This window comes from Gordonia malaquae, from assembly GCF_037148075.1.
GTDB lineage: Bacteria > Actinomycetota > Actinomycetes > Mycobacteriales > Mycobacteriaceae > Gordonia > Gordonia malaquae.
Window position 1 is genome coordinate 53970 of sequence record NZ_JBBCUB010000004.1, and the last position, 12606, is coordinate 66575.

Here is a 12606-nt window from a genome sequence, read left to right on the forward strand (position 1 = left end):
TCCGCGTAGGGTTGAGGATTGGCTGGCGCGTAGCGGTCCACAAGACTGCACGAACCCGTCGGCGAGACTACAAAGCACTGGGTGAATTGAGGCGAGACAACGCTGTGAGCAGTTCGATTTCTGAGTCCGACTTCGGACAGAACGAATGGCTGGTCGAAGAAATGTACCAGCGATTCCTGACCAATCCCGACTCTGTGGATCCCAGCTGGCATGACCTGCTGAAGAACTACAGCCCCTCGAACGGCGCAGCTCCTGCCGCCGCAGCGCCGAAGGCGCCCGCAGCCCCCGCTGCCGCGCCCGCAGCCCCGGCCGCCCCGGTCCCGCCGAAGCAGCCGGTCACCTTGGACGCAGAGCCGGAGCGCACCGCTGCGCCTGCCCGCCCGGCACCCGCCCGTGAGGCCGCAGCCACCAAGGCCGCGTCCGGCACGAGCCGCGCTGCGTCGACTGCCAAGCCCGCCAGCAATGATGCGACCGACGAGGCGAAGATCCTCCGCGGACCAGCCGCTGCGATCGTCCGCAACATGACGTCGTCGCTGACGATCCCGACCGCGACGAGCGTCCGCGCCGTCCCGGCCAAGGCGATGATCGACAACCGCATCGTCGTCAACAACCACCTCGCTCGCACGCGCGGCGGCAAGATCAGCTTCACCCACATCCTCGGTTACGCGATCGTCCAGGCGATCAAGGCGTTCCCGAACATGAACAACCATTTCGAGGAGATCGACGGCAAGCCGAACGTCGTCACTCCCGCGCACACCAACCTGGGCCTGGCCATCGACCTGCCGGGCAAGAACGGTCAGCGCACTCTCGTCGTCGCCGCCATCAAGGAATGCGACACGATGGACTTCGCCCAGTTCGTCGCCGCATACGAGGACATCGTCCGACGCGCGCGTGACGGCAAGCTCGGCGCAGCCGACTTCGCAGGCGTCACCGTCTCGCTGACCAACCCCGGCACCATCGGCACCGTGCACTCGGTCCCCCGTCTCATGCCGGGACAGGGCGCGATCATCGGCGCAGGCGCGATGGAGTACCCCGCCGAGTTCCAGGGCTCGAGCGAGGAGCAGCTCGCCACCATGGGCGTCGGCAAGCTGATGACGCTCACCTCGACCTACGATCACCGGATCATCCAGGGCGCCGAGTCGGGCGACTTCCTGCGCACGATCCACAACCTGCTGATCGACGACGCGTTCTACGACGAGATCTTCACGTCGCTGCACATTCCGTACGAGCCGATCCGCTGGCGTCGTGACCTCCCCGCAGGCCTCGTCGACAAGAACACCCGCGTCCTCGAGCTCATCGCCGCCTACCGCAGCCGCGGTCACCTCATGGCCGACACCGACCCGCTGGCCATGGACAGCGACGCGCGCGCCGCGCACCCGGACCTCGACGTCCTCACGTACAACCTGACCCTGTGGGATCTCGACCGGTCGTTCACCGTCGGCGGTTTCCACGGCCAGGACACGATGAAGCTGCGCGACGTCCTGTCGATCCTGCGCGACGCGTACTGCCGCCACGTCGGCGTCGAGTACACGCACATCCTCGATCCCGAGCAGCAGCGCTGGCTGCAGGAACGTGTTGAGATCAAGCACGTCAAGCCGCCGGTGGCCGAGCAGAAGTACATCCTGAGCAAGCTCAACGCCGCAGAGGCGTTCGAGACGTTCCTCGCGACCAAGTACGTCGGCCAGAAGCGCTTCTCTCTCGAAGGCGCCGAGACCGTCATCCCGATGATGGACGCCGTCATCGACCGCTCCGCCGACCACAACGTGCAGGAAGTCGTCATCGGCATGCCGCACCGCGGTCGCCTGAACGTCCTGGCGAACATCGTCGGCAAGCCGTACTCGAAGATCTTCACCGAGTTCGAGGGCAACCTCGGCGAGGCGCAGTCGCACGGCTCGGGCGACGTGAAGTACCACCTCGGCGCCGAGGGCAAGTACTACCAGATGTTCGGCGACAACGAGATCAACGTCTCGCTGACCGCCAACCCCAGTCACCTCGAAGCCGTCGACCCGGTGCTCGAAGGCATCGTCCGCGCGAAGCAGGACCTGCTCGGCGAAGACCACAACTTCGCCATCCTGCCTCTGATGCTGCACGGCGACGCCGCTTTCGCCGGCCAGGGCGTGGTGCCCGAGACCTTGAACATGTCGATGCTGAACGGCTACCGCACCGGCGGCACCGTCCACATCGTGGTCAACAACCAGGTCGGCTTCACCACCGCACCGGAGTATTCGCGCTCCACGCAGTACTGCACCGATGTCGCGAAGATGATCGGTGCGCCGGTCTTCCACGTGAACGGCGACGACCCGGAGGCCTGCGTCTGGGCCGCCAAGCTGGCTGTCGACTACCGCGAGGCGTTCAACCGCGACGTCGTCATCGACCTCGTCTGCTACCGCCGCCGCGGCCACAACGAGGGCGACGACCCGTCGATGACGCAGCCCGCGATGTACGACGTGATCGACAACATCCGCGGTGTGCGCAAGAGCTACACCGAAGCTCTCATCGGCCGTGGCGACATCTCGACGAAGGAGGCCGAGGACGCGCTGCGCGACTACCAGGGCCAGCTGGAGCGAGTGTTCGTCGAGGTCAAGGAGCTCGAGCGCTTCACTCCGGAGGCGTCGCCGTCCGTCGAGGGCGACCAGAAGCTCCGCACCAAGCTCGTGACGTCGGTGCCGCAGGAGCGTCTCCAGCAGATCGGCGACGCGTTCGTCAATCTGCCCGAGGACTTCACTCCGCACCCGCGCGTCAAGCCCGTCATCAAGCGTCGCCACGAGATGCCGACCAAGGGTGACGTCGACTGGTCGTTCGCCGAGTTGATGGCGTTCGGTTCGCTCGTGCAGGAGGGCACCACCGTCCGCCTGTCCGGCCAGGACTCGCGGCGCGGCACCTTCACGCAGCGTCACTCGGTCCTCATCGACCGGGACAACGGCTCGGAGTACACGCCGCTGAACCACCTCGGCGTGGACGGCCCCGGCCGTTTCCTCGTGTACGACTCCCCGCTGTCGGAATACGCAGTCCTCGGCTTCGAGTACGGCTACGCCGTCGCGAACCCGGACGCCCTCGTCCTGTGGGAGGCGCAGTTCGGCGACTTCGTCAACGGCGCGCAGTCGATCATCGACGAGTTCATCAGCTCCGGCGAGGCCAAGTGGGGCCAGCGGTCCGACGTCGTGCTGCTCCTGCCGCACGGCCACGAGGGACAGGGCCCGGACCACACGTCCGGTCGTATCGAGCGCTTCCTGCAGCTCTGTGCCGAGGGTTCGATGACCGTCGCGCTGCCGTCGACGCCCGCCAGCTACTTCCACCTCCTGCGTCGCCACGTCCACGACGGCATCAGCCGTCCGCTGGTCGTGTTCACGCCGAAGTCGATGCTGCGCAACAAGGCCGCGGTCTCCCCGATCGAGGACTTCACCGACGGCAAGTTCCAGTCGGTGATCGATGACCCGCGCTTCGCCAAGAACGGCGGCGACCGCTCGAAGGTGCGGCGCGTGCAGCTCGTGAGCGGCAAGCTCTACTACGAACTCGCCGCCCGCGCCGAGAAGGACGGCCGCGACGACGTCGCGATCGTCCGCGTCGAGCAGCTGTACCCGGTGCCTCACCGCCGACTGGCCCGCACCCTGGAGCAGTACCCGAACGCGAACGACTTCGTGTGGGTCCAGGAAGAGCCCGCCAACCAGGGCCCGTGGCCGTTCCTCGGTCTCTGGCTGCCCGAGCTCCTGCCCGAGTTGCTGTCGGGTCTGCGCCGCATCTCGCGGCGTCCGATGTCGGCCCCCTCGTCGGGCTCGAGCAAGGTGCACGCCGTCGAGCAGGCAGAGATCATCGACAAGGCCTTCGAGTAAGCCTGATCGACCCAACGCCCGACCCGTCTCTCGACGGGTCGGGCGTTGTCGTTTCCGACGCTCCCCTCGGATCCCCGAGCGCTCCCCTCTGATCCCCGAGCGCAGTCGAGGGGCGCACCGACGCACCGCAGTCTCATGCGGCACCTACCTGCCTCAGCTCGCTCCTACCTGCTTCATTGCGTCCTACCTGCCTGCGCTCAGGCAGGTGAGTCCAGTTGAGGCAGGTGGGGGCGAGATGAAGCAGGCCTAGGCCGACGCCACCATCGCGGTCATGCCGGCGAGGGCAGGCAGCGCTCCGACGAACATCGCGATCAGCGTCTCGCGGTCGACGACGGGGTCGGCAAGCCAGCGGACGAGCATCTCCTCGACGTAGGCGATCCAGCCTGCGACGGCGAGTTCGATCGCCGGAGTCCGCTCGATGCCCAGGGCCGGAGCGTGGGTCAGAATCCGCTCGGACATCACCTGGCGTGTGCTCTCGGCGACGTCCCGGATGCCTGCGATCGAGTTGCCCGACCCGCGGATGACACCGATAAAACCCTGGCCGATGTCGGTGACGTAGTCGACGTACGCGGTGACCGACGCTTGCAGCATCTCGATCGGATCGGTCAGGTCTTCGCGTGGCGCGGTGCGGTCGATCATCTCCTGCGCCTGTTCGCGAACCACCGCGAGATGAAAGTCTGCCTTCGACTCGAAATAGTGGAAGAGCAGGCCTTTCGACACGCCTGCCGCATCGGCGACTGCCTCGATCGTGACCGTGTCCAACGGTTGCTCGCGTGCCATCTGAACGCCGAGATCGATGAACTGACGACGCCGGGCGTCCGGGCTCATACGTGTCCTCGATGCGGTCATGTCCTCGACCCTAGGCGACTGTTGACCAAGATTCAATTGGCTATTGACTCCGATTCAACACCGCCCTATGGTGGTGACCATGACAACGCATGATGTAGAGATCGCGATCGTCGGCGCAGGCTTCTCCGGCCTCGGTGCAGCGATCAAGCTCGCGCAGGCCGGCTCCGACGACTACGTGGTCCTCGACCGCGGCAGCGACTTCGGCGGAACGTGGCGCGACAACGTGTACCCCGGCGCCGCCTGCGACGTCCCGTCGCACCTGTACTCGTACTCGTTCGCCCAGAACCCCGGCTGGACGCGGTCGTACTCGCACCAGCCGGAGATCCACCGCTACATCAACGCGGTCGCCGACGAGCACAAGATCGCCGACAAGACCTGGTTCGGAACCGACGTCACGGGCGCCGACTGGAACGAGGACGAAGCGCGCTGGATCATCCAGGGCAAGCGCAACGGCAAGAAGATCACCGTCCGCGCACGCACCATGGTCGGCGGCATCGGCCCGCTGTGCGAGCCCAACCTCCCCGACATCGACGGCCTCAAGAGCTTCGGCGGCAAGATCGTCCACACCGCGCAGTGGGACGAGGACTACGACTTCGCGGGCAAGCGCATCGCCGTCATCGGCACCGGCGCGTCGGCCATCCAGGTGGTCCCCCAGCTCGGCAAGATCGCTGGGCAGCTCGACGTGTACCAGCGCACGGCGCCGTGGATCATCCCCCGCAATGAGCGCCCGTACCTGCCCGTCGAGAACTGGGCGTTCAAGAACGTCCCCGGCCTGCAGTCGGCCATCCGCGGCACCATCTACACCGCGAGCGAGACCGTCGCCGCAGGCATGACGTGGGCGCCGAAGGCCCTCAAGCCCGTCGAGTTGATCTGCAAGGGCAACATCTTCCGCGGCATCCGCGACCCGAAGCTCCGTGAAGCGGTCACGCCGAAGTTCGCCGTCGGCTGCAAGCGGATCCTGAAGTCGAACGACTGGTACCCGACGCTCGACCGGCCGAACGTCAGCCTCGTCACCGACGGGATCGACAAGGTCACCAAGACCGGCATCGTCACGAAAGACGGCACCGTCCGCGACGTCGACGTGATCGTGGTCGCCACCGGATTCCACGTCACCGACTCCCCCGCTTTCGCCACCATCCGCGGTGTCGGCGGCAAGAGCCTCGCGCAGGTCTGGGAGAAGGACGGCATGCAGGGCTACAAGGGGTCGTTCGTCCACGGCTTCCCCAACCTGATGCTGTTGGTCGGACCGTCGACCGGCCTCGGCCACACCTCGATGGTCTACATGATCGAGTCGCAGCTCAATTACCTCGTCGACTACGTCCGCAAGACGACGGCCGCGGGCGTCATCCGCACTGACGTCAAGAAGGAGGCACAGGACCGGTACAACGCCGATCTGCAGAAGACCATGCGCACCAGCGTGTGGGTCAACGGCGGCTGCGCATCCTGGTACAAGGACGTCAACGGCAACGTCACCTCGCTGTGGCCGGGCTTCACGTTCACCTTCCGCAACAAGACCCGCGAGTTCGACATCGCGGCGTACGACGTGACGTCGGCTCCGCGCGTCGAGACCGCCGAGGCCGCCGCGACCGGCGCCTGACCGACCTACTTCCTACGACTCGAATCGAGACATCAGTGAAAGACTTCCGCAACAAGGTCATCGTCATCACCGGCGCAGGATCGGGCATGGGCCGCGACCTGGCCGTGCAGCTCGCCAAGCGCGGCGCCAAGATCGCCATCTCCGACGTCGACCCCGCCGGACTCGCCGAGACCGAGCGTCTCGTCAAGGACGCGGGCGCCGAGGTGCACTCGCAAATCCTGAACGTCGCCGAGCGCGAAGCGGTCCTCACCTACGCCGACACGGTCGCCGCACACTTCGGCACCGTGAACGTCATCTTCAACAACGCAGGCATCGCCCATCACGGCGAGGTGGAGCACACGGAGTTCAAGGACATCGAGCGTGTCATGGACATCGACTACTGGGGCGTCGTCAACGGCACCAAGGCGTTCCTGCCCTACATCATCGCGTCCGGCGACGGCCACATCGTCAACACGTCGTCGCTCTTCGGTCTGCTGTCCGAACCCGGTCAGGCTGCCTACAACTCGGCGAAGTTCGCGGTTCGCGGCTTCACCGAGGCGCTCAACCAGGAGATGATCATCGCGAAGCACCCGGTCAAGGTGACCTGTGTGCACCCGGGCGGCATCAAGACGGCGATCGCCCGCAACGCGACCACGTCGGGCGACCACGATCAGAAGGCCACCGCGGAACTGTTCGACAAGTATCTCGCGCGCATGACGTCGGAGAAGGCCGCGGCGGTCATCATCAAGGGTGTCGAGCGCAATCAGGCCCGTGTGCTCGTCGGCGCCGACGCCAAGATCCTCGACTTGAGCGTTCGACTGGTCGCCTCGAAGTACCAGGGCATCAGCGCCCGGCTCACCGGCTGGGGCCTGGCCAAGCTCACGAAGTAGAAATCACACGCTGTGCGTCGCCAGCCATTGGCCGGCGACCGCACGCGGAGACGATCCACCGCGGACCTCGCGCACCATCTGCGCGAGGTCCGCGGTCGTCAGTTCACCGGCCACTCTGCTCAGCGCTTTGAGCTGTGGCTTCCCCAGAAGACCACTCGCGAACACCGGTACAAGATCCTGTGCGATCGGGGCGCCCTTCGAGGGAATCGCCTGCACGTCGGTGAGGTCCTCCACGGTGGCGAGGTCGATGGCCGTCGTCAGACCGAACGCACCGCCCGCCCGCACCTTGGCCACCAATTCGTCCGCGGAGCCGACGGAAGCCACCGCCAACGTGTGACAAGGCGCGACGGCCTCCCGCACCGAGACCGGCGGGTTGGCCGTCACCACCAGTGCCTCGTCTTCACGGCCGAAACGACCACAATCGGCAAGGTCCTTCACTCCCCGGCGTTCGATGTCGTCAGTCCGCGCGAGCACCTGCCATCGGTTGCTCACCAGTGCCGGGTCGCCGATGGACACCTGCTGTGGAAGTGATCGGTTCACATCGGCGAGCACGTCCTCCGACGTCACCGCGGTCGGCTTCGGAGTCAGTTCTTCCAGGAGGCTGCCGGTGAATGCGGGGAAAAGGCCGAGGTCGCCCGATGCGACGGCGTCGAGGAGCCGCGGCTGCGACTCTCCTCGGTCGCGGGAGTCCACCGCGACGCCGGTCCGAGCGAGTGCACCGGCGTACACCGCCGCCGCGACCTGCATCTCCGGAGTTCCGTCGTGCCCGACGACAAACGCTGTCTCCTCATCGGAGCACGCGGTGAGCAGGACGGCTGCGAGAACGCTCGACAGGAGAGCCGTCAGGATTCGTCGTTGAGTGCGCATCGCAGCCAACGTTAGTCGACGTTCACGCGGTGGCGGCGAAGCCGATCACCGACGTCGCGATCAGTTGGACGGCGATGGCCGCAAGCAGGAGACCTGCGATCTTCGCGAGGAGCGTGATGCCGCTGATCTTGAGGACTCGGACCACCGTCGTCGAGTAGAGCAACGCCAGGCACACCACCGCGTGCGCGGTGACGATGGCTGCGGCGATCGCGAGGTATGCCCCGGCGTCGCCGTGCCCTTCACTCACCGCGACGATCACCGCCGCGATGGTGCCCGGACCCGCGAGCAACGGAGTTCCCAGCGGAACGATCGCGACGTTGACGTCCTCGGTCGCTTTTCCGGTCGGCGGTTCGCCGGTGCCGGTCAGAAGCTGAAGCGCGACGAGCAGCAGAAGCAGTCCGCCCGCTCCCTGCAGCGCGGGGATCCCGATGTGGAGGTAGCCCAGGATGGCCTTGCCGCCGACGGCGAACACCGACACCACGAACAGCGACACCAGCGGCGCCTGCCAGGCCGCCCGCCGCCGGTACGCCTCGTCCCGCCTGCCGACCAGCGACAGGAACACGGGGACCTGACCCGGCGGGTCCATGATGACGATCAGAGTGATCGCCGTAGCGGTGTAAACAGAGACATCGAACACTGACTGAGTGTAAAGGCGAAGAGCACCTCGCGTCGGTATCATCACCCGAGTGCCTTCGATGCCTCGTATGTTGCAGCCCGGCAGTCGGGGTCCGGGACGGCCCGGGCCGGTGACGCCGCCAGTCCCTGCTGCGCGCGCGGTCGTCGACTGCGGCGTCTACGTCGACGGTGTCCGGCAGGACTGTTCGCAGGACTTCCGTCACGCCCTGTCCGTGGTGCGCGAAGCAGGCAAGGGCTTCGTGTGGCTCGGTCTGCACGAGCCGGACGAGCGCCAGATGAACGATGTCGCCGAAGCGTTCGGACTGCACCCGCTCATGGTCGAGGACGCCGTCCACGCACATCAGCGCCCCAAGCTCGAGTTGTACGACGACACCGTCTTCCTGGTGTTGCGCTCGATCAGCTACGTGGAGCACGAATCCATCGAGGTGGCGAACGACATCGTCGAGTCCGGCGAGATCATGGTGCTCGCGAGCCGCGACTTCGTCATCACCGTCCGCCACGGCGATCACACGCATCTCACCGGCGTCCGACAACGCCTCGAGCATCAGCCGGACCATCTGAAGCTCGGCCCGGCCGCCGTCGTCCACGCTGTGGCCGACCGGGTGGTCGACAGTTACCTCGCAGTCGCCTCGGAGATGGAGTCGGACGTCGACGAGATCGAGGAGCGGGTGTTCTCGTCATCGGCCAACAATCTGGACATCAACGTCGTCTACCTGTTCAAGCGCGAGGTGCTCGAGCTCCGTCGGGCGGTGTTTCCGTTGGGGATTCCGATGGCGAGACTGTCCGGGCACAAGGACACGCTCGACGTATCCCCGATCCGGTTCGAGCAGAACAACCTGTCGTCGGACGAGAAGGAGATCCGACGTCATTTCCGCGACGTGGCCGATCACCTCACCACCGCGACCGACCTGATCGCCGAGTACGACGAGCGCCTCACCACGCTGCTCAACGCCGCCGCCACGAAGGTCGGCATCCAGCAGAACAGCGACATGCGCAAGATCTCGTCGTGGGCGGCGATCGCCGCGGTCCCCACCGCCGTCGCAGGCATCTACGGCATGAACTTCGACTTCATGCCGGAGCTGCATTGGGAGTACAGCTACCCGATCGTCCTGCTGTTCATCGTCACCGTCTGCATCTTCGTCTGGCGCCTTCTCCGCAAGAGCCACTGGCTCTGACTCACGCCGACCAGGCCCTTGCCACCGCGGTATGAACGTTGTGCCGCAAAAGTCACATAAGGGTGGTGTACGAAACGCACCCCGGTGTTACTTTTCTGCCAGGTCGTCTAGGACGGGTGTCAGGACGGAGTGACGGCGGAGCGGGTGGGGTCGGCGATATCGACCCCCGCTTCCGCCCAGGCGTCTCGCAGAGCATCCGCGCCCTTGAGACGGACCCATGCCGCCTCGTTCGCCGTGATCGGAACAGCGCGCAGGAAGTGGACCGGTTCTGCGGGGTCGTCGAGCGGGAGGTCGGCGACCACATCGTCGGCGGTCAGGAGGAATGCGGAGCAGATCGCTCCCGCCCACAGCGGTTCCTGCAGGTCGACGAGCGAATCCTCGGCCAGAATCAGCCCTTCGACGGCAGGCGCCGCCGCGAGCATGGCAAGAGACTTGTGGAGGCCGGGAAGCGCCGACACCGCGTTCATTCGGACGATCGCCTCCGCCCTCGGTCCTCGGACTGGATCAGGCGCGAAGTCGTTCGGATCGTGCATCGGATGGCGAGAACAACCGACAGTCACGAAAACCAGGTCTTCGCCGTCGACAAAACGGAGAACGTCGATCGGCTCGACGCCGAGGAAGGTGACCGACGCCCGTTGCGGTTCCGAACCGACGCTGCTGGACACGTGCGCCACCACCCGATCGGCGACCGACCCCGAAGAAGAACTCACCCCACCAGTGAATCACGGGTGGGGTGAGGCCTCTCGACTGCGCTCGAGGAACCGAAAGATTTCGGGATCAGCGGAGGGTCACGCCGCTCGCCGTGTCGAACACATGAAGTCGTTCGATGTTCAGGGCGAGGCGCAGAGCGCCGCCGCGGACCGCCTGCGTGTACGGCGCAAGACGTGCGACCTTCTGGCCACCGGCCGTCGTCGAACCGAGTTCTTCGGCCAGCTGCGACAGGACGGCGTTCGCCGTGTCCGGAGCGTTCAGGCTGAAGTACACGTACTTGTCCGAGCCCATCGATTCCACCAAGTCGACAGTGATGTCGAACGGAAGGAAGTTCGCCAGTTCGGCGGGATGGGTGAGGCTGGCGTCGACGAGATGCTCCGGACGAATGCCGAGGAGCACTTCACCGTTGCTGCCCGCCTGTCGCGCACGCGCAGTCACTTCAGCGTGATCAGGCAGTTCGATGCGTCCGATGGCGGTGTCGGCACCGGTGCCCGACAGCCGACCCGGGATGAAGTTCATCGCGGGCGAACCGATGAAGCCTGCGACGAACAGGTTCGCGGGACGGTCGTACAGCTCCTGCGGAGCACCGACCTGATGGACGTAGCCGTTGCTCATGACGACGACGCGGTCACCGAGGGTCATGGCCTCGGTCTGATCGTGTGTCACATACACGGTGGTGGTGCCGAGTCGGGCCTGCAGACTCGCGATCTCGGTGCGCATCTGCACGCGCAGCTTCGCGTCGAGGTTCGACAGCGGCTCGTCCATGAGAAACGCCTTCGGCGATCGCACGATGGCACGGCCCATCGCGACGCGCTGCCGCTGGCCGCCGGACAGGTTGCCCGGCTTCTTGTCGAGGAACTCGGTGAGGTCGAGGATTCGTGCCGCCTCGTTCACCTTGGCGTCGATCTCCTCCTTCGGCGCCTTCGCCAGCGTCAGCGGGAACGCGATGTTGCCGCGAACGGTGAGGTGCGGGTACAGCGCGTAGCTCTGGAACACCATCGCGATGTCTCGGTCTTTCGGGGCGGTCTCGTTCATCCGCTGCCCGCCGATGCGGAGCTCACCGCCGGTGATGTCCTCGAGACCGGCGATCATGTTGAGCGTCGTCGACTTTCCGCAACCCGACGGTCCCACCAGGATGATGAACTCGCCGTCGTTGATCTGCAGGTCGATGCCGTGCACGGCGATCGAGCCGTCCGGGTACTGCTTGGAAACGTTGTCCAGAACGATGTCGGCCATGGGTTATCCCTTCACGGCGCCGGAGGTGAGCCCGGCCACGATACGGCGTTGGAAGAAGAGCACGAAGATGATGATCGGAATGGTGATGACAACGGCCGCGGCCGCGATGGCGCCAGTGGGTTCCTCGAACTGACTGACACCGGTGAAGTTGGCGATCGCGACGGGCGCGGTCTGTGCCCGTTCGGTCGACGTCAACGACAACGCCAGGAGCAGGTCGTTCCAGGCGAACACGAACACGAGGATCGCTGCGGTCACGACGCCGGGCGTCGCGAGGGGCAGGATGACCCGACGGAATGCCTGGGCAGGGGTCGCACCGTCCATTTGAGCGGCCTTCTCCAGCTCCCAAGGGATCTCGCGGAAGAACGCCGACAGGATGTAGATGGCCAGTGGCAGTGCAAACGCGACGTACGGCAGGATCAGGCCCGGCCAGGTGTCGAACAGGCCGAGGCGACGCTCGATGTTGAACAGCGGCGTCACCAGCGAGATCTGCGGGAACATCGCGATGAGGAGTGCGGCGCCGACGAGCACCTTCTTGCCGGGGAACTCCAGGCGCGCGATGGCGTACGCGGCCATCGTGCCGAGGACGACAGCGATCAGCGTGGCGATGAGGCCGATGCCGATCGAGTTGATGAGACTCGACGTGAAGAAACTCGTGTCGAAGATGTTGCGGTAGTTGTCGAGCGTCCACGAGGTCGGAATGAAGTTGCCGTCGGTGACGGTTCCCGTGCTCTTGAACGACAGACTGACGATCCACCACAGCGGAATCACCGCGTACAACACGACCAGCGTGTTCGCGATCACCCATCCGGCGCGGCGACGATTGAGAGCATTCATTC

General features: G+C 65.7%; 10 protein-coding genes. 4 read left to right on the forward strand and 6 right to left on the reverse strand.

All coding sequences use genetic code 11. The features are described 5' to 3' along the window. The first annotated feature begins 104 nt into the window (after positions 1–104). Positions 105–3830, forward strand: coding sequence for a multifunctional oxoglutarate decarboxylase/oxoglutarate dehydrogenase thiamine pyrophosphate-binding subunit/dihydrolipoyllysine-residue succinyltransferase subunit (locus tag WFK36_RS14725; protein WP_336792588.1), 3726 nt, complete (start codon positions 105–107; stop codon positions 3828–3830). A 246-nt stretch (positions 3831–4076) separates the two neighbouring features. Here the strand turns inward: WFK36_RS14725 and WFK36_RS14730 are convergent, their stop codons facing one another. Next, positions 4077–4679: a TetR/AcrR family transcriptional regulator gene (locus WFK36_RS14730; RefSeq protein WP_052005472.1), complete on the reverse strand. Its 603-nt coding sequence runs from the start codon at positions 4677–4679 to the stop codon at positions 4077–4079. Positions 4680–4758: 79 nt separating this feature from the next. On the opposite strand from WFK36_RS14730, the gene WFK36_RS14735 reads away from it, so the two are divergent. Both WFK36_RS14735 and WFK36_RS14740 read left to right on the forward strand, forming a co-directional pair. Beyond that, the gene (locus tag WFK36_RS14735; protein WP_336792590.1) at positions 4759–6276 is read left to right on the forward strand and encodes a flavin-containing monooxygenase; all 1518 of its coding nucleotides are present in this window, start codon (positions 4759–4761) and stop codon (positions 6274–6276) included. Positions 6277–6311: 35 nt separating this feature from the next. Beyond that, positions 6312–7145 (forward strand): SDR family NAD(P)-dependent oxidoreductase, encoded by an 834-nt coding sequence (locus WFK36_RS14740; RefSeq protein ID WP_336792592.1) that lies wholly within the window; start codon positions 6312–6314, stop codon positions 7143–7145. Positions 7146–7148: 3 nt separating this feature from the next. On the opposite strand, the gene WFK36_RS14745 is transcribed toward WFK36_RS14740, so the two are convergent. Then, positions 7149–8012, reverse strand: coding sequence for a glycine betaine ABC transporter substrate-binding protein (locus WFK36_RS14745; protein WP_336792593.1), 864 nt, complete (start codon positions 8010–8012; stop codon positions 7149–7151). Positions 8013–8034: 22 nt separating this feature from the next. Continuing rightward, complete coding sequence (locus WFK36_RS14750) at positions 8035–8691, reverse strand: MarC family protein (RefSeq protein WP_419717505.1); 657 nt, start codon at positions 8689–8691, stop codon at positions 8035–8037. A 16-nt stretch (positions 8692–8707) separates the two neighbouring features. Here WFK36_RS14750 and WFK36_RS14755 point away from each other — a divergent pair, with 16 nt between their 5' ends. After that, a complete protein-coding gene (locus tag WFK36_RS14755; RefSeq protein ID WP_169332800.1) occupies positions 8708–9823 on the forward strand; it encodes a magnesium and cobalt transport protein CorA in 1116 nt (371 codons plus the stop codon). 119 nt (positions 9824–9942) lie between these two features. Here WFK36_RS14755 and WFK36_RS14760 read toward each other — a convergent pair whose 3' ends face one another. From WFK36_RS14760 to WFK36_RS14770, 3 genes are all read right to left on the reverse strand, one after another. After that, positions 9943–10533, reverse strand: a complete 591-nt coding sequence (locus WFK36_RS14760) for a suppressor of fused domain protein (RefSeq protein ID WP_336792597.1) — start codon at positions 10531–10533, stop codon at positions 9943–9945. Positions 10534–10600: 67 nt separating this feature from the next. After that, the gene (locus WFK36_RS14765) at positions 10601–11770 is read right to left on the reverse strand and encodes an ABC transporter ATP-binding protein (protein WP_336792599.1); all 1170 of its coding nucleotides are present in this window, start codon (positions 11768–11770) and stop codon (positions 10601–10603) included. Between the two features lie 3 nt (positions 11771–11773). Beyond that, positions 11774–12604 (reverse strand): carbohydrate ABC transporter permease, encoded by an 831-nt coding sequence (locus WFK36_RS14770; protein WP_008381271.1) that lies wholly within the window; start codon positions 12602–12604, stop codon positions 11774–11776. Positions 12605–12606 lie beyond the last annotated feature (2 nt).

Bases quoted from the DNA above. Each gene is read 5' to 3' on its own strand.
- WFK36_RS14730 (WP_052005472.1), bottom strand. From the start codon at position 4,679: ATGACCGCATCGAGGACACGTATGAGCCCGGACGCCCGGCGTCGTCAG.
- WFK36_RS14770 (WP_008381271.1), bottom strand. From the start codon at position 12,604: ATGAATGCTCTCAATCGTCGCCGCGCCGGATGGGTGATCGCGAACACG.
- WFK36_RS14755 (WP_169332800.1), top strand. From the start codon at position 8,708: ATGCCTCGTATGTTGCAGCCCGGCAGTCGGGGTCCGGGACGGCCCGGG.
- WFK36_RS14745 (WP_336792593.1), bottom strand. From the start codon at position 8,012: ATGCGCACTCAACGACGAATCCTGACGGCTCTCCTGTCGAGCGTTCTC.
- WFK36_RS14765 (WP_336792599.1), bottom strand. From the start codon at position 11,770: ATGGCCGACATCGTTCTGGACAACGTTTCCAAGCAGTACCCGGACGGC.
- WFK36_RS14750 (WP_419717505.1), bottom strand. From the start codon at position 8,691: ATGATACCGACGCGAGGTGCTCTTCGCCTTTACACTCAGTCAGTGTTC.
- WFK36_RS14735 (WP_336792590.1), top strand. From the start codon at position 4,759: ATGACAACGCATGATGTAGAGATCGCGATCGTCGGCGCAGGCTTCTCC.